The sequence below is a fragment of the Enterobacter sp. genome (assembly GCF_977039595.1).
Map to the genome: position 1 here is coordinate 85,358 of NZ_CDRQYH010000001.1, position 17,031 is coordinate 102,388.

Genomic DNA, 17,031 nt, shown 5'->3' on the forward strand with positions numbered 1-17,031 from the left:
GTATTCCTTATCTATCTAATACGTTGATTTGTCTGGAACCTGTCCCATTGTGCTCTTGGGCAAGAACACAATAAGACAGGTTCTGCGTTTAGTTGCCGCGCTCTAAAAGTACCTGGCGCTTAATCCTTTCGTTGCTGTATGCGGCGTAATGAACGTTCGCGACGCGATTGTTCACGGCTGCGGTCCAGCAAGATTTCCTCAATGAAAGCCAGATGGCGGTGCGACGCTTCGCGCGCCTGCTCCGGTTCCCCGGCCATTATCGCCTCGAATACTCGGGTGCGATGGTTGCTTACCAGTGGGAGCATGTCCCGACGGGCATACAACAATTCAAAATTTTGACGAACGTTCTGGGCCAGCATCGGCTCCATGCAGCGTAGCAGATGGAGGAGCACCACGTTGTGGGCCGCTTCGGTGACGGCGATTTGATACTGGACGACGGCGCTGGACTCGGCGTCTAAATCGCCGGACTGCTGTGCCCGTTCAATGGCCTGATGCAGTTCGCGGATACGCACGCGATCTTCATCAGTGCTGCGAAGGGCGGCGTAATAGGCCGCAATACCTTCAAGCGCGTGACGGGTCTCAAGCAGGTCAAACTGGGATTCTGGGTGGTCAGAGAGAAGTTCTACCAGCGGATCGCTGAAGCTCTGCCACAGGCTGTTTTGCACAAAGGTTCCGCCGCCCTGACGACGAAGCAGCAAGCCCTTTGCTTCGAGACGTTGAATCGCCTCACGCAGAGAAGGACGTGAAACGTCGAACTGTTTTGCCAGCTCGCGTTCTGGCGGAAGTTTCTCACCCGGGCGCAGAGTCCCTTCGAGGATTAAAAACTCCAGCTGCTGCTCAATCACATCAGATAGTTTTGGTTGGCGAATTTTGCTGTAGGCCATATTCCCTGTCTTACGCCTTTTTGCCCGGAGTCAATTGGTCTTACCAATTTCTATTTCGTATCGCTAAAGTAACAAAGTATTCACCTTCTGTCCATATTGGTTTTGATTGAAATCAGTAAACCCTGCACATTTTAACAACCTTACAGAAATAACGTTTCAGAAATGTAACTTTGCACAAATGAGTTGATTACTCCCAAAGAGGGAGTTTTAACCATAATGAAACGAGGGTTTTTGCAATCTGAAGCGATTCAACAAGGCAAATAATGAAAATTCGCCCACTTACGGCGCATTTCTATTCTATAGGTTGGGAGAGGAACAACGAGCGGGCCGATTTACAAATGCTTTCTTTTTATTCAAGTCGTCATCACCCCTTCATAAAGCAGGTGCATTCGCAGGCACTTACCACTATTCTGGCGCTTACGGAAGTCATATCCGCTTTTTTCGGTCTCGTTAACCGTAAAGAAATAAATACAGAATATGGATTTTCATAATTACACACGCTCAGCGTGAACATAACAACCACACACGAGGTTTCAAATGGAAGCTCAACAGCACGGCGATCAGCTAAAGCGCGGGCTTAAAAACCGCCATATTCAGCTCATCGCACTGGGCGGTGCGATTGGTACCGGCCTGTTTCTGGGCAGCGCATCCGTTATCCAGTCTGCCGGTCCGGGCATTATTTTGGGTTACGCGATTGCGGGTTTCATTGCTTTTCTGATCATGCGCCAGCTGGGCGAAATGGTAGTGGAAGAGCCGGTCGCCGGCTCCTTCAGCCACTTTGCCTATAAATACTGGGGCAGCTTTGCCGGTTTCGCCTCGGGCTGGAACTACTGGGTGCTGTACGTTCTGGTTGCCATGGCCGAACTGACCGCCGTCGGGAAATACATTCAGTTCTGGTACCCAGAAATCCCAACCTGGGCTTCTGCTGCAGCCTTCTTCGTCATTATCAACGCCATTAACCTGACCAACGTTAAAGTGTTCGGGGAGATGGAGTTCTGGTTTGCCATCATCAAGGTCATTGCCGTGGTGGCGATGATTATCTTTGGCGGCTGGCTGCTGTTCAGCGGCAACGGCGGCCCGCAGGCCACCGTGCGCAACCTCTGGGAACAGGGCGGATTCCTGCCTCACGGTATGACCGGCCTGGTGATGATGATGGCCATCATTATGTTCTCCTTCGGCGGCCTGGAACTGGTGGGCATAACCGCCGCTGAAGCCGACAACCCGGAGCAGAGCATCCCGAAAGCCACTAACCAGGTTATCTACCGCATTCTGATCTTCTATGTGGGCTCATTGGCCGTGCTGCTCTCCCTGCTGCCGTGGACGCGCGTCACCGCCGACACTAGCCCGTTTGTGCTGATCTTCCACGAGCTGGGCGACACCTTTGTCGCCAACGCCCTGAACATCGTTGTACTCACCGCCGCGCTCTCCGTATACAACAGCTGCGTATACTGCAACAGCCGCATGCTGTTCGGCCTGGCCCAGCAGGGTAACGCGCCAAAAGCGCTGCTCAACGTCGATAAGCGCGGCGTGCCGGTAAACACGATTCTTGTTTCGGCGGTCGTGACCGCGCTGTGCGTGCTCATTAACTACATGGCACCGGAATCGGCGTTTGGCCTGCTGATGGCGCTGGTGGTCTCTGCCCTGGTCATCAACTGGGCGATGATCAGCCTGGCGCACATGAAGTTCCGCCGCGCAAAACAGCAGCAGGGCGTCACCACGCGCTTCCCTGCCCTGCTCTATCCGCTGGGTAACTGGATCTGCCTGCTGTTTATGGCAGCCGTGCTGGTGATTATGCTGATCACCCCGGGTATGGCGATTTCCGTCTACCTGATCCCGGTCTGGATTGCGATCCTTGGCGTGGGCTATCTCTTCAGTCAGAAAAGCCGTAATGCCATGAAGGCACACTAAGCCTCTCTTCGCGGCACCTGCTTTTGCGGGTGCCGCGCGTTGTTACCTCTCTCACACTTTCACGTCCACAGCGCATTTATCCATATCACCGCCCTGATACTGCAACGCATATATTCCTTTGCCAGCAAATAATTCTCTCCATACCGTAAACCGGAGAGCTGTCGATGGATAACAACAAACTGTCAGTAAAAGAAAAGATCGGCTATGGGATGGGCGACGCGGGATGCAACATCATCTTCGGCGCCATCATGCTGTTTGTTAACTATTTTTATACGGATATTTTTGGCCTCGCCCCTGCGCTGGTCGGCGTGCTGCTGCTTTCCGTGCGCGTGATTGACGCCGTAACGGACCCGATCATGGGCGCGATTGCTGACCGTACCCGCAGCAAATATGGCCGGTTTCGTCCATGGTTGCTGTGGATCGCCTTCCCCTACGCGCTGTTCAGCATCCTGATGTTCACCACGCCTGAGTGGAGCTATAACAGCAAAGTTATCTATGCGTTTGTCACCTATTTCCTGCTGTCGCTTACCTACACCGCCATCAACATCCCCTATTGCTCGCTGGGCGGGGTGATCACCAACGATCCAAAAGAACGTGTGGCCTGCCAGTCCTATCGCTTCGTGCTGGTCGGCATCGCCACGCTGCTGCTCTCATTAACGCTGCTGCCGATGGCCGACTGGTTTGGCGGGGACAACAAAGCCAAAGGCTACCAGATGGCGATGACCGTTCTGGCGCTGATTGGCACATGCATGTTCCTGTTCTGCTTCGCCACCGTGCGCGAGCGCGTGCGTCCGGCGGTGCAGACCAATGACCAGCTGAAAAATGACCTGAAAGACGTGTGGAAGAATGACCAGTGGGTGCGCATTCTGCTGCTGACGCTCTGCAACGTCTGCCCGGGCTTTATCCGCATGGCGGCCACCATGTATTACGTTACCTGGGTGATGGGTCAGAGCACTCATTTCGCCACGCTGTTTATCAGCCTGGGCGTCGTCGGCATGATGCTCGGCAGCGTGCTGGCAAAAGTGCTGACCGACCGCTGGTGCAAACTAAAGGTCTTCTTCTGGACCAATATCGTGCTGGCGATTTTCTCCTGCGCCTTTTATTTCTTCGACCCGAAAGCCACCGTCACCATCGTGGTGCTCTACTTCCTGCTGAACATCCTGCACCAGATCCCGTCTCCGCTGCACTGGTCGCTGATGGCCGACGTGGACGACTACGGTGAGTGGAAAACCGGGAAACGCATTACCGGGATCAGCTTCTCCGGCAACATCTTCTTCCTGAAGCTGGGGCTGGCGATTGCCGGGGCGATGGTCGGCTTCCTGCTCTCCTGGTACGGTTATGATGCGGGAGCAAAAGCGCAGAGCGCGGACGCCATTAACGGGATCGTGCTGCTCTTTACCGTCATTCCCGGCATTGGATACTTAATTACCGCTGGCGTGGTACGACTGCTGAAGGTGGATCGTGAAACCATGAAGCAGATCCAGTCCGATCTGGAAAAACGCCGCAACAACTATCAAGAGCTGAACGATTATCAGGAACTGAAAGCTGCTGAGACTAAATAAGGAAAGCCGAATGCAAACCTGGCCAAACCCGTTTATCGAACAACGCGCCGATCCGTACATTTTACATCACGAGGGGCAGTACTATTTTATCGCCTCCGTGCCGGAGTACGACAGGCTGGCGATCCGCCGCGCAGCGTCGCTGGAAGGCTTACGTCATGCCGAAGAAGTGGTGGTCTGGCGTAAACCCGAGACCGGACCAATGAGCCAGCTGATTTGGGCGCCGGAACTGCACCACATTGACGGGAAGTGGTACATCTATTTTGCTGCGGCGCACACCCAGGCGCTCGACGCGCTCGGGATGTTCCAGCACCGCATGTTTGCCATTGAATGTGCCGACAGCGATCCGCTTACCGGCACGTGGGTGGAGAAAGGGCAGATCAAAACGCCTTTCGATACCTTCGCCCTGGACGCCACCACCTTTTTGCATCAGGGGAAACGCTGGTATCTGTGGGCGCAAAAAGCGCCGGATATCACCGGGAACTCCAACCTTTATCTGTGTGAAATGGCGAACCCGTGGACGCTAAAAGGCGAGCCGGTGATGCTCAGCAAGCCGGAATACGACTGGGAGTGTCGCGGGTTTTGGGTCAACGAAGGCCCGGCGGTACTGGTTCACGGCGATAAGCTGTTTATCAGCTATTCCGCCAGCGCTACCGACGAGAACTACTGCATGGGGCTGCTGTGGATAGACCTGAACGCGGATCCGCAAAACCCACTGAACTGGCAAAAATCTCCGCATCCCGTATTCGTGACCAGCTACGAAAACCGCCAGTACGGCCCGGGCCACAACAGCTTCACACAAACGCCGGAAGGGGAAGATGTGCTGGTGTATCACGCGCGGAACTACACCGAAATTGAGGGCGATCCGCTGTACGATCCGAACCGTCATACCCGCCTGAAGCGCGTCCGCTGGAATGAAAACGGGATGCCTGATTTCGGCATCCCGCCCGCAGATACGCTTTAGACTTTGCGGCGCGCTGGCTTACACCAGCGTGCCGTAGATAGTCAGCAGCGCCACGATAACCACCACCACAAACGACGTTTTCTTCGCCATGGAGACAGCGGCTTTCGGCGTTTCAATCTTGTCGGTATGCGGCTCACGTGCCAGCGAGAACTGCGCCAGACGCGTTAGCACCTGATACTGCGACGTATGGCGATCGGCAAGAGAAGCAAACCACGCGGGCAACGCTTTTTCACCGTGGCCAATTAACGCGTAAACCACGCCCACCAGACGCACCGGGAGCCAGTCTAGCAGGTGCAGGATGGCATCGATGCCGGACAGCAGGCGTTCATGCGGCGTCAGATAGCGGGCAAGCCAGGTCTGCCAGGCGCGCAGGAACGCATACCCCATCAGCAAGACCGGTCCCCACGGGCCGCCTACCACAAACCAGAACAGCGGCGCCAGGTAGTAACGGAAGTTAATCCACAGCAGCGCGTTCTGCAGTTCGCGCAGAAACTCGCGCTCGTCGCAGTCAGGCGGCACGCCGTGGATCATGGTCAGCTCGCTCGCCATGGCACTGCGCGCATGGGCATCGTCACGGGAAGCGGCTTTCAGGTAGGCGTGATAGTGCAAACGCACCTTGCCCGCACCAATGCACAGCACGCCGAGCAAGATCCACACCACCAGCAGCGGCACGTTGAAAAACAGTCCGTACAGCGAGCGCAGGAGCAGGAACGTAATGACCATCACCCCTGCCATCATCAGCAGCGTGTGCAACATGGAAAAATGCTTAATCCGGCGGAAAAACACCTCCAGCCGGTGATCCAGATGCCAGTGCTCGCCGAGCTTGAACAGGCGTTCAGCGATGATGACCAGCAGCATGGTAAACAACGTCATGGTATCTCCTTATTCTGACGACGCGGTGAGCATGGCGCGAAAGCGGGGCCAGTCGAATGCCGGGCCGGGATCGGTTTTTCTCGCCGGGGCAATATCGCAGTGCCCGGTAATATTGTCGGCGATTGCCGGGTAAAGTCCGATAAGCGTGCGGGTCACAGCCGCTAGCTGTTGATACTGTGAATCGGTGTAGGGCGTGGTATCCGTGCCTTCCAGTTCGATCCCGATAGAAAAATCATTGCACCGCTCGCGCCCGTGATACACCGACACCCCGGCATGCCAGGCGCGCTTATCAAAAGGAACATACTGAACCACTTCACCATCGCGACGAATCAGGCAGTGAGCCGATACGCGCAGATGTGCAATTTCAGCAAAGAAGGGATGAGCATGGGGATCAATCGTTCCCGTGAATAACGCATCAATCCACGGGCCGCCAAATTCACCCGGCGGGAGACTAATATTATGAACCACCAGCAGTGTGGGCTTTTCATCCTCCGGGCGGCAATCGTGGTGCGGCGAGGGCACACGCCGCGCATCCACCAGCCATCCGTTTTCTAACAACATGCTGGAACTCCTTCTGTATGGTGCAATGACTCGGTTCAGAGTAGCATGTTTCAATATTATGATTCGTTACCAATTTGGAGTTTTATCATGCCGCCTCGCCGCTACAACCCCGACCACCGACGTGAAGCGCTTCTGGAACGTATTAATATGGATATTCCGGCAAGCGTCTCCCATGCTTTGAAAGAAGATCTGGGCGGTGATGTTAATGCCGAAAAGGATATTACCGCACAATTGTTGCCGAAAGAGACGCGCTCCCACGCGGTCATTATCACCCGCGAAGAGGGTGTTTTTTGCGGCAAGCGCTGGGTTGAAGAGGTCTTTACTCAACTGGCGGGTGATGATGTGCAGATTATCTGGCACGTTGAAGACGGCGATGCGATTACGGCAAACCAGCCGCTGTTTGAACTGGACGGACCTTCCCGCGTCTTGCTGACTGGCGAACGTACCGCGCTCAACTTTGTACAAACGCTCTCTGGTGTCGCCAGTGAAGTACGTCGCTACGTTGACCTGCTGGCAGGCACCCGCACCCAGCTGCTGGATACCCGCAAAACGCTGCCGGGCCTGCGCACGGCGCTGAAGTATGCGGTGCTGTGCGGCGGTGGCGCAAACCATCGTCTGGGCCTGTCCGACGCCTTCCTGATTAAAGAAAACCATATTATTGCCTCTGGCTCCGTGCGTCAGGCAGTGGAGAAGGCCTTCTGGCTGCACCCTGATGTGCCGGTTGAAGTGGAAGTGGAAAACCTGGACGAGCTGGAGCAGGCGATTAAGGCCGGGGCCGATATCATCATGCTCGATAACTTCGAAACCGAGCAGATGCGCGAGGCGGTAAAATTGACTAACGGCCGGGCCCAGCTTGAAGTGTCCGGGAACGTCACCTTCGAAACGATCCGTGAATTCGCCGAAACCGGCGTGGATTACATCTCCGTCGGCGCGCTGACCAAACACGTTCGCGCCCTCGACCTCTCAATGCGCTTCAAATAATGCATTCTCCCCTCTCCGCCCGGAGAGGGGAATTTCAGCCCCGCTCGCATATCCGCTGTTCTTCCCTGCAACGCGGCATAAATTCTCTGAATGTGCTTTCCCGTTCACTTTTTTGCCCCTCGTATCTGCCCTTTCGCGCTGACAGAGTAGCGCCACTAAACGTAAGGAGCAGATATGAACAGACAACACGGATTCACTCTCATTGAGCTGATGGTGGTCATCGGCATTATCGCGATTCTGAGCGCCATCGGCGTACCAGCCTATCAGAACTACCTGCGCAAAGCGGCGCTGACCGATATGCTGCAAACCTTCGTTCCTTACCGCACGGCCATTGAGCTTTGCGCACTGGATCACGGAGGCGTGGAGAGCTGCGATGCCGGCAGTAACGGTATTCCTTCCCCCACCACGACACGCTACGTTTCAGGAATGAGCGTGGCAAAAGGGACCGTGACCTTAACAGGACAGGAGAGTCTTAACGGGCTGACGGTAACCATGACGCCACTATGGAACGACGGCAACGGTATGACGGGCTGGACGCGCAACTGTAAGATCGGTGCTGATAGCGCCCTGAAACAGGCCTGCGAAGACGTTTTCCGCTTCGACAACAACTGAGGAGCGGATAATGAATACCGAGCAACTCGTGGCGCTTTGTCTGCGCCACCGCGCGCTGCTGCTCACCAGCGACAGTGACATGGTCAGCATTGCCGTCGTGGGAAGCCCCGCGGCTGAACTCATGGAGGCGCTGCGCTTCGCGACCCAGAAACGAATTGATATTGAGTGCTGGAGCGCTGAGCGCATGGAAAAACACCGGCAGCTAACGTCCCAATCGCATCTGCCCGGCATTTCGCAAACATACTCAACAGTAGATGTCCTCAACCACACGCTGCTCCAGGCAATCAACCGGCGCGCCTCTGATATTCATATCGAACCGATGGAGCACGCGTGCCAGATTCGTTTACGTATCGACGGCGTACTTTGTCCTCAGCCTCCTCTTGCCGCTGAACTGGCAAGCCTGTTCAGCGCACGTTTAAAGGTGCTGGGTAACCTGGATATTGCAGAACGTCGTTTGCCCCAGGACGGTCAATTTACGATTGAGCTGGCAAACGAGCCGGTCTCATTTCGGATCGCGACGCTTCCCTGCAGCGGTGGTGAGAAAATTGTGCTGCGTCTCTTGCATCAGGTTCAGCAGGCCCTTGAGCCTGAAGCGCTTGGTATGAGTGCTGAACAACTGGCCCGTTTCAACGAGGTGCTCCACCAGCCGCAGGGGCTGATTCTGGTCACCGGCCCTACCGGCAGCGGCAAAACCGTGACCCTGTACAGCGCGCTGCAGGCGCGTAACACCCCTGACGTCAACATATGCAGCGTGGAGGATCCCATTGAGATCCCCCTTACGGGTTTAAACCAGACGCAGATTAATCCCCGGTCGGGTTTAACATTCCAGAGCGTGTTGAGGGCGCTGCTACGTCAGGATCCCGACATCATTATGGTCGGCGAAATCCGTGACGGTGAAACGGCAGCAATTGCCATTAATGCCGCCCAGACCGGTCATCTGGTACTGTCAACGCTTCACACCAACTCGACGACAGAAACCCTGATTCGCCTTGAGCAGATGGGCGTCGCGCGCTGGATGATATCTTCCGCGCTGTCGATGGTGATTGCCCAGCGACTGGTCAGGCGCCTGTGCCCACATTGTCGTCGGGAAGCCAGCGAGCATGCTGAATTACCGCGCGCCGTATGGCCCAGACCGCTTCCACGCTGGCAGCCCACCGGCTGCGAACGGTGTTATCACGGTTTTTATGGTCGCGTGGCCATTTTTGAAGTCCTGACGATCGACAATGCCCTGCGGCAGGCCATTGCCAGTGGAGCGGGAACAGAAGTGATAGAAGCGAGCGCCCGGCAGGCGGGAATGATTTCTCTTTACGAGCACGGTTGCATGGCCGTTGAACAAGGGTTGACCACGGTCGAAGAACTGGTGCGCGTGCTGGGAATGCCGGATGGCGGCTAATCAACTCTGGAGCTGGCGAGCGCTCACCAAAGAAGGAGAACCCCGAAGCGGGACACTCTGGGCCACAGACCGCAATGCCGCCTTCACCAGGCTAATGCGGAGCGATCTCCATCCTTTGACGCTGACCCGATGCACTCAGCGACACCGCTGGCGGCCACATCACTGCTACGAGATGTTTCGCCAGCTTGCAACGCTTTTGCAGGCCGGGCTGACGTTGTCCCACAGCCTGCAGATGCTGGCAGAGCAACATCCGTTAAAACCGTGGCAGGCACTGCTGCAAAGTATTGCCGATGAGCTCAGTGAGGGAGCCCCCTTTTCTGAGTCGCTAAAAAAGTGGCCAGCCGTTTTTAGCCCACTGCATGTCTCGATGGTGAAAACCGGTGAGCTCACAGGGAAACTGGAGGAGTGTTTTCGCCAGCTCGCGCAGCAGCAAAAAGCGCAGCAGGAGCTCAGAGCAAAGGTAAAAAAAGCCCTGCGCTATCCGGCGATTGTCCTGACGCTGGCCGTGCTCGTGGTGCTGGCGATGGTCATCCTGGTCTTGCCGGAGTTTGCCGCGATCTATAAAACGTTTAACGCTCCGCTTCCGCTGCTAACTCAGATGGTCATGGGGATGGCCGCCTTTATCCAGTCCTATGCCCTCGCGTTGTTCGCCGCGTTATTAGCGCCCTTGGCCGCTGCCTGGGCTCTGCGGCAGAACCCTCGGTGGCAGCGCATGCTGATGTATACGCCCGTGATGGGCGCGCTGGCAAAAGGGCAAAAACTGGGACACATCTTTACCGTGCTGTCACTCACGCAGCAGTCCGGAATCCCCTTTCTACAGGGCCTGGAGAGTGCAGAGGAGACCGTTGAAAGTCGGTACTGGCAGGGAATACTCCGTGGCGTTCGGGAGGACATTGAAAAAGGTCTCCCCGTCTGGTCATCCTTTAATAAAGCGGACATCTTTACCCCGCTGTGTATTCAGCTTTTACGAACCGCCGAAATGTCAGGTGCGCTGGATATCATGCTGGCAAACCTCGCCCGGCATCACACGGAACAGACCTTTCAACGAGCAGATAATCTGGCGGCACTTCTCGAGCCAGTGCTTCTGATTGTGACAGGGGTCATCATCGGCACGCTGGTGGTGGCAATGTACCTGCCAATTTTCCATCTGGGGGATGCGTTGAGTGCGGGATAGTACAGTAGGGCTGGCGCACGGGCATGCGCCAGCGAAAGCCATTACAGGCTATTGAATACGCGGTTTTCTTGTTCCTGAACGCGAATAAACGTCGTACGCTTTGTCAGCTCTTTCAGACGGGATGCCCCAACGTAGGTGCAGGCAGAGCGCAGGCCGCCGAGGATATCGCGTGCAGTGTTTTCAACCGGGCCGCGCAGAGGCAGCTTCACGGTTTTGCCTTCTGCCGCACGGTATTTTGCCACGCCACCGACGTGACGGGTCATCGCAGACTCAGAGCTCATGCCGTAGAACAGCATGAATTTCTCGCCGTTCTCTTCAACTACGGTACCACCGCTCTCTTCGTGGCCTGCCAGCATACCGCCGAGCATCACGAAGTCCGCGCCGCCGCCGAAAGCCTTTGCTACATCACCCGGCATGGTGCAACCGCCGTCGCTGATGATCTGGCCGCCCAGCCCGTGCGCCGCATCGGCACATTCAATGACGGCGGAGAGCTGCGGATAACCGACGCCGGTTTTGACGCGTGTCGTGCATACAGAGCCCGGACCAATGCCCACTTTCACGATATCGGCACCGGAGAGGATCAGCTCTTCACACATTTCACCGGTCACCACGTTGCCCGCGATGATGGTTTTCGTCGGCCAGGCCTCACGCGCCTTGCTGACGAACTGCACGAAGTGCTCGGAGTAACCGTTCGCCACGTCAATACAAACGAAGTTGAGCGCCGGGTTAGCGTTCAGGATCTGTTTGGTCTTCTCGAAATCCGCATCGGAGGTGCCGGTAGAAACCATCACATGCTTCACTACGTCAGCAGATGCGGACACAACAAACGCATTCCACTCTTCAGGGCTGTAATGTTTGTGCACGGCGGTGAGAATATCAAACTGTGCCAGGGCGGTTGCCATCTCAAAGGTTCCCACAGTATCCATATTGGCAGCAATGATCGGCACGCCAGACCAAGTCTGACCGGAATGTTTAAAGGTGAATTGACGTTCGAGTTCAACGTCTGAGCGACTTTTCAGTGTAGAGCGTTTAGGGCGGATAAGAACGTCTTTGAAACCTAACTTCAGATCTTCTTCGATACGCATGTGCGGATTCCTGGGGTTAGAGGCAAATATGTTAAAAGCACAACTCCAGTGACGCTATCATACGCACTAATACCTGCTCCGCAAGACTGCGAAATTCTCTTTTTTTACGCTACAATCCTATAAATTTACCTGGTCAAAAGCCGGTAAACAAGGCTAAACAGTTGCTGGCGCACCTGAGAGTTTTAATCAACTGATTTTAATAATGAATAATTCCCAGGATTTGATTTAATGGGGTATATCGTCGCATTAACCGGCGGCATCGGTAGTGGCAAAAGTACCGTTGCGGACGCGTTTTCTCGTTTGGGTATCACGATTATTGATGCCGATATCATTGCCCGCCAGGTGGTAGAGCCCAATACACCCGCGCTAAAGGCCATAGCAGAACATTTTGGTCAGGCAATCATCAATGCCGACGGCACACTGAATCGCCGTCAGCTTCGCGAATGGATTTTTTCTGATTCTGCGGAAAAAGCCTGGCTTAATGCCCTGCTCCACCCCATCATCCACCAGAAAACTCAGCGTCAGATAGCCGCAGCCCGCTCGCCCTATGTCCTGTGGGTGGTCCCGCTGCTGGTGGAAAATCAGCTGCATCAGAAAGCCGATCGGGTGCTGGTGATTGATGTCGCACCCGAAACGCAAATCCAGCGAACCATGACGCGCGATCGCGTTTCGCGGGAGCATGCTGAACAAATTCTTGCCGCTCAGGCTACGCGCGCTCAGCGTCTTGCCGTGGCGGATGATGTTATTGATAATAACGGCGCACCAGATGCCATTGCATCGGATGTTGCCCGTCTGCACGCGCAGTATCTGACGTTCGCCGCGCAGGCCGTTGCACAGGAAAAACCATAATGTCGACACACATTCTTTTTGAGCATCCGCTCAACGAAAAAATGCGCACCTGGCTGCGTATCGAATTTCTTATTCAACAACTTTCACAACATCTGCCGGTTAACGATCATGCCACCGTATTGCACTTCTTCCGCAACGTAGGCGATCTGCTGGATGTGATTGAACGCGGTGATGTCCGCACAGAATTACTCAAAGAGCTGGAGCGCCAGCAGCGTAAATTGCAGGCATGGACAGAAGTCCCCGGCGTAGATCAGAGCCGTATCGACGCGCTCCGCCAGCAGTTGAAAAGCAGTAGCGCCGTCCTGATGGCCGCGCCACGCGTCGGGCAGTTTTTGCGCGAAGACCGCCTGATTGGTCTGGTGCGCCAGCGCCTGAGCATCCCTGGCGGCTGCTGTAGCTTCGACCTGCCGACGCTGCATATGTGGCTACATATGCCACAGGCTCAGCGTGACGCGCAGGTGAACAGCTGGCTGGCAAGCCTGGAGCCTATGCACCAGACGCTGTCGCTGATCCTCGACCTGATACGTAACTCTGCGCCGTTCCGCAAGCAAACCAGCCTGAATGGTTTCTACCAGGATAACGGTGATGATGCCGATCTTCTGCGCCTGAATTTATCGCTTGGCGAACAGCTTTACCCGCAGATTTCCGGGCATAAGAGCCGTTTTGCGATTCGCTTTATGCCGCTGGACAGTGAAAATGGCACCGTGCCGGAACGTCTCGATTTTGAACTGGCCTGTTGTTAAGGAGTGCCAATGTCTGATGTCACCACCGTAAGTTGCCCGACCTGCGGCAAAACCGTTGTATGGGGCGAAGTGAGTCCGTTCCGCCCATTCTGCAGCAAGCGCTGCCAGCTCATTGATCTGGGCGAATGGGCGGCGGAAGAGAAACGCATTCCAAGTGAAGGCGGTCTCTCGGACAGCGACGACTGGAGCGAAACCCAGCAGTAATCAGTAACGCCTGCTGGCGCTTCGCTTAGCAGGCCTACGATTGTGCGGCTAACCGCAGGATCACAGGCTCATTGGCTGGCGGGAATTTTTCGGCATCACTTGCCTGAAGCTCCACCCAGTTAGCCGGCTGTCCCTCTTTTCCCCAGGGTTCACCCTCCCAGTTTTCTACCAGCCAAAACCACAGCGTGATGTGCCTGTCCGGAAACTGGTATTCAAGCTTATCAAACAGCGTTGCGCCATGCGGGGTGATCCCCACCTCTTCCTGAAGCTCCCGAACCAGCGCCTCTTCCGGCGTTTCACCTGACTCGATTTTACCGCCCGGAAACTCCCACTTGTTTGCCATGTGGGCGTCGGCAGCGCGCTGGGTGATGAAGATTTGGTTTTGCGGGTTGCGAATAATCCCGACGGCAATTTGCAGTATTTTCATAGTGTCGCTTCTATAAAAAAGGCGCAGAAATCTGCGCCTTTTTGTTTTTTTATGAACTTAGCTCAGACGGCCGTGGCACGCCTTGTACTTTTTACCAGAACCACACGGGCACGGATCGTTACGCCCCACTTTACGATCGCCGGTCTGCGCGGCAATCGCCGCTGCGGCTTCGCTGTCGTCGGTTTGGTGGCTCAGCTGTTGCATTTGTGCCAGACGCTCGGCTTCTTCACGACGCTGCTGCTCCATCGCTTCTACCTCTTCCGGCATACGCACCTGAACCTTGCTCAGGGTGCTGATCACTTCATACTTCAGCGACTCCAGCATAGACGCAAACATGGAGAAGGATTCACGCTTGTATTCCTGCTTCGGATCTTTCTGCGCATAGCCACGCAGGTGGATACCCTGACGCAGGTAGTCCATAGCCGCCAGGTGCTCTTTCCACAGGGAATCCAGGGTCTGCAGCATCACGCCTTTTTCGAAGTGACGCATCATCTCAGCGCCAACGACCTCTTCCTTACGCTTGTATACGTCCAGCGCGGTTTCAAAGATACGTTCACGCAGGGTCTCTTCGTGTAGCTCAGGCTCTTTATCCAGCCACTCTTTGATTGGCAGATCGAGGTCAAAGTCGTTTTTCAGGCGTTCCTGCAGGCCTTCGATATCCCACATTTCTTCCAGAGACTGCGGTGGAATATGCGCGTCGATGGTTGCTTTAAACACATCTTCACGAATGCTATTGATGGTTTCGCTCACGTCGGAGACGTCCAGCAGTTCGTTACGCTGGGTGTAGATCGCACGACGCTGATCGTTAGCCACGTCATCATATTCCAGCAGTTGCTTACGAATATCAAAGTTGCGGCTTTCCACTTTACGCTGTGCGTTCGCGATCGCTTTGGTCACCCACGGGTGCTCAATGGCTTCGCCAGGTTTCATCCCCAGCTTACGCATCATGCCGGACACGCGGTCGGAGGCAAAAATACGCATCAGCGCATCTTCCATAGACAGGTAGAAGCGGGATGAACCGGCATCACCCTGACGACCCGCACGACCACGCAGCTGGTTATCAATACGACGCGATTCGTGACGCTCCGTACCGATGATGTGCAGACCGCCGGAAGCCAGAACGGCGTCATGACGAACCTGCCAGTCGGCTTTGATCTGCGCAATCTGTTCTGGCGTTGGGTTTTCCAGCTCAGCCACTTCAGCCTGCCAGCTACCGCCCAGCATAATATCGGTACCACGACCCGCCATGTTGGTGGCGATGGTGACGGCAGCCGGATAACCCGCCTGCGCAACAATGTCTGCCTCTTTAGCGTGGAACTTGGCGTTCAGAACGTTGTGCTTGATGCCTGCTTTGGTCAGCTCGTTGGAAACCACTTCAGATTTCTCGATGGAGATGGTCCCCACCAGAACCGGCTGGCCTTTTGCGGTACGTTCGCGAATGTCTTCAATGATTGCCTGGATTTTTTCCGCTTCGGTCATGTACACCAGATCCGGCATATCCTTACGGATCATCGGACGGTTGGTTGGAACGACCACGGTATCCAGCTTGTAGATGGAGCTGAATTCAAACGCTTCGGTATCGGCGGTACCGGTCATCCCTGCCAGCTTCTCGTACAGACGGAAGTAGTTCTGGAAGGTGATAGACGCCAGCGTCTGGTTTTCGTTTTGAATATCCACGCCTTCTTTGGCTTCTACAGCCTGGTGCAGACCGTCAGACCAGCGACGCCCCTGCATGGTACGGCCGGTGTGTTCATCGACGATGATCACTTCACCGTCTTTCACGATGTAATCGACGTCGCGGGTGAACAACGCGTGGGCACGCAGCGCAGCGGTCACGTGGTGCATCAGCATAATGTTGCTCGGTGAGTACAGGGACTCACCCTCTTCCATAATGCCTTCAGCGACCAGCAGCTCTTCAATTTTCACCAGACCGCGTTCGGTCAGGTTCACCTGGCGCGCTTTTTCATCAACGGAGAAGTGGCCTTCACCCTGGAAGGTGTCGGAGTCCTCTTTCTCCTGACGCAGCAGGTGTGGAATGATTTTGTCGACCTTACGGTACATCTCGGAGCTGTCTTCAGCCGGGCCGGAGATGATAAGCGGAGTACGCGCTTCATCGATCAGGATGGAGTCCACCTCATCCACCAGCGCGTAGTGCAGCTTACGCTGGACACGCTCTTCAGGGCTGAACGCCATGTTGTCACGCAGGTAGTCGAAGCCGTATTCGTTGTTGGTACCGTAGGTAATATCCGCGTTATACGCTTCACGCTTGGCTGGCGCAGGCAGGCCGGACATGTTGATGCCGACAGTCATACCGAGGAATTCGAAAAGTGGACGGTTGTTTTCGGCGTCACGCTGCGCCAGATAGTCGTTGACGGTAACGACGTGAACGCCTTTACCGGTCAGCGCGTTCAGGTAAGCCGGCAGCGTTGCGGTCAGGGTTTTACCTTCACCGGTACGCATTTCCGCGATGCAGCGCTCGTTGAGCACCATACCACCCAGCAGCTGAACGTCGAAGTGACGCATGCCGAACACGCGTTTACTCGCTTCGCGCACGACAGCAAACGCCTCCGGGATCAGGCTTTCTAAGGTTTCACCTTTTTCCAGACGCGCACGAAATTCCGCCGTTTTCGCTTTAAGCTCGTCATCAGAGAGCTTCTCCATCGCCGGTTCCATACCGTTGATGACGGCAACTGCTTTGCGCATACGGCGCAGGGTACGATCGTTACGACTACCAAAAACTTTAGTTAACAATTTGATTAGCATAATAAATTCTCAAACGCCCCATTGTGGGCAGATAAATTAAGGTATTGAAAA

17 protein-coding genes are annotated in these 17,031 nt (G+C 55.3%); 11 read left to right on the forward strand and 6 right to left on the reverse strand.

Annotation, left to right across the window (positions count from 1 at the left end):
- Positions 1-119: 119 nt before the first annotated feature.
- Entirely contained in the window at positions 120-884 is a 765-nt protein-coding gene (gene pdhR, locus ACWYRJ_RS00375; RefSeq protein WP_008501960.1) for a pyruvate dehydrogenase complex transcriptional repressor PdhR, read from the reverse strand.
- Between the two features lie 263 nt (positions 885-1,147).
- On the opposite strand from pdhR, the gene ACWYRJ_RS00380 reads away from it, so the two are divergent.
- From ACWYRJ_RS00380 to ACWYRJ_RS00395, 4 genes are all read left to right on the forward strand, one after another.
- Positions 1,148-1,375: a hypothetical protein gene (locus ACWYRJ_RS00380; RefSeq protein ID WP_111964022.1), complete on the forward strand. Its 228-nt coding sequence runs from the start codon at positions 1,148-1,150 to the stop codon at positions 1,373-1,375.
- A 46-nt stretch (positions 1,376-1,421) separates the two neighbouring features.
- A complete protein-coding gene (gene aroP / locus ACWYRJ_RS00385) occupies positions 1,422-2,792 on the forward strand; it encodes an aromatic amino acid transporter AroP (protein ID WP_045355157.1) in 1,371 nt (456 codons plus the stop codon).
- A 164-nt stretch (positions 2,793-2,956) separates the two neighbouring features.
- Complete coding sequence (locus ACWYRJ_RS00390; protein ID WP_115876428.1) at positions 2,957-4,354, forward strand: glycoside-pentoside-hexuronide (GPH):cation symporter; 1,398 nt, start codon at positions 2,957-2,959, stop codon at positions 4,352-4,354.
- 10 nt (positions 4,355-4,364) lie between these two features.
- Positions 4,365-5,315 carry a glycoside hydrolase family 43 protein gene (locus ACWYRJ_RS00395; protein ID WP_455507234.1) on the forward strand — a complete coding sequence of 317 codons (951 nt, stop codon included), beginning with the start codon at positions 4,365-4,367 and terminating at the stop codon, positions 5,313-5,315.
- Positions 5,316-5,333: 18 nt separating this feature from the next.
- Here ACWYRJ_RS00395 and ampE read toward each other — a convergent pair whose 3' ends face one another.
- Positions 5,334-6,188 (reverse strand): beta-lactamase regulator AmpE, encoded by an 855-nt coding sequence (gene ampE / locus ACWYRJ_RS00400; RefSeq protein ID WP_455507235.1) that lies wholly within the window; start codon positions 6,186-6,188, stop codon positions 5,334-5,336.
- 9 nt (positions 6,189-6,197) lie between these two features.
- Positions 6,198-6,749 (reverse strand): 1,6-anhydro-N-acetylmuramyl-L-alanine amidase AmpD, encoded by a 552-nt coding sequence (gene ampD / locus ACWYRJ_RS00405; protein WP_249576598.1) that lies wholly within the window; start codon positions 6,747-6,749, stop codon positions 6,198-6,200.
- Between the two features lie 87 nt (positions 6,750-6,836).
- Here ampD and nadC point away from each other — a divergent pair, with 87 nt between their 5' ends.
- From nadC to hofC, 4 genes are all read left to right on the forward strand, one after another.
- Positions 6,837-7,730 (forward strand): carboxylating nicotinate-nucleotide diphosphorylase, encoded by an 894-nt coding sequence (nadC, locus tag ACWYRJ_RS00410; protein ID WP_115876431.1) that lies wholly within the window; start codon positions 6,837-6,839, stop codon positions 7,728-7,730.
- Between the two features lie 174 nt (positions 7,731-7,904).
- Positions 7,905-8,342, forward strand: coding sequence for a prepilin peptidase-dependent pilin (gene ppdD, locus ACWYRJ_RS00415; protein ID WP_249576600.1), 438 nt, complete (start codon positions 7,905-7,907; stop codon positions 8,340-8,342).
- A 10-nt stretch (positions 8,343-8,352) separates the two neighbouring features.
- Positions 8,353-9,735 (forward strand): type II secretion system protein GspE, encoded by a 1,383-nt coding sequence (gspE, locus tag ACWYRJ_RS00420; protein ID WP_149367708.1) that lies wholly within the window; start codon positions 8,353-8,355, stop codon positions 9,733-9,735.
- Positions 9,725-10,909 carry a protein transport protein HofC gene (gene hofC / locus ACWYRJ_RS00425; RefSeq protein WP_455507236.1) on the forward strand — a complete coding sequence of 395 codons (1,185 nt, stop codon included), beginning with the start codon at positions 9,725-9,727 and terminating at the stop codon, positions 10,907-10,909. Before gspE ends, hofC begins: the two co-directional genes overlap by 11 nt.
- A gap of 41 nt (positions 10,910-10,950) precedes the next feature.
- On the opposite strand, the gene ACWYRJ_RS00430 is transcribed toward hofC, so the two are convergent.
- The gene (locus ACWYRJ_RS00430) at positions 10,951-11,994 is read right to left on the reverse strand and encodes a GMP reductase (protein WP_407214083.1); all 1,044 of its coding nucleotides are present in this window, start codon (positions 11,992-11,994) and stop codon (positions 10,951-10,953) included.
- A gap of 228 nt (positions 11,995-12,222) precedes the next feature.
- Here ACWYRJ_RS00430 and coaE point away from each other — a divergent pair, with 228 nt between their 5' ends.
- From coaE to yacG, 3 genes are read left to right on the forward strand one after another with little or no spacing between them, the layout of a single operon-like run.
- A complete protein-coding gene (coaE, locus tag ACWYRJ_RS00435) occupies positions 12,223-12,843 on the forward strand; it encodes a dephospho-CoA kinase (RefSeq protein WP_455507237.1) in 621 nt (206 codons plus the stop codon).
- Entirely contained in the window at positions 12,843-13,586 is a 744-nt protein-coding gene (gene zapD / locus ACWYRJ_RS00440) for a cell division protein ZapD (RefSeq protein WP_455507238.1), read from the forward strand. Before coaE ends, zapD begins: the two co-directional genes overlap by 1 nt.
- A gap of 9 nt (positions 13,587-13,595) precedes the next feature.
- Positions 13,596-13,790 carry a DNA gyrase inhibitor YacG gene (gene yacG, locus ACWYRJ_RS00445; protein WP_111964032.1) on the forward strand — a complete coding sequence of 65 codons (195 nt, stop codon included), beginning with the start codon at positions 13,596-13,598 and terminating at the stop codon, positions 13,788-13,790.
- Between the two features lie 34 nt (positions 13,791-13,824).
- Here the strand turns inward: yacG and mutT are convergent, their stop codons facing one another.
- Positions 13,825-14,217: an 8-oxo-dGTP diphosphatase MutT gene (gene mutT / locus ACWYRJ_RS00450; protein WP_249576603.1), complete on the reverse strand. Its 393-nt coding sequence runs from the start codon at positions 14,215-14,217 to the stop codon at positions 13,825-13,827.
- A 57-nt stretch (positions 14,218-14,274) separates the two neighbouring features.
- Positions 14,275-16,980: a preprotein translocase subunit SecA gene (gene secA / locus ACWYRJ_RS00455; RefSeq protein ID WP_111964034.1), complete on the reverse strand. Its 2,706-nt coding sequence runs from the start codon at positions 16,978-16,980 to the stop codon at positions 14,275-14,277.
- Positions 16,981-17,031 lie beyond the last annotated feature (51 nt).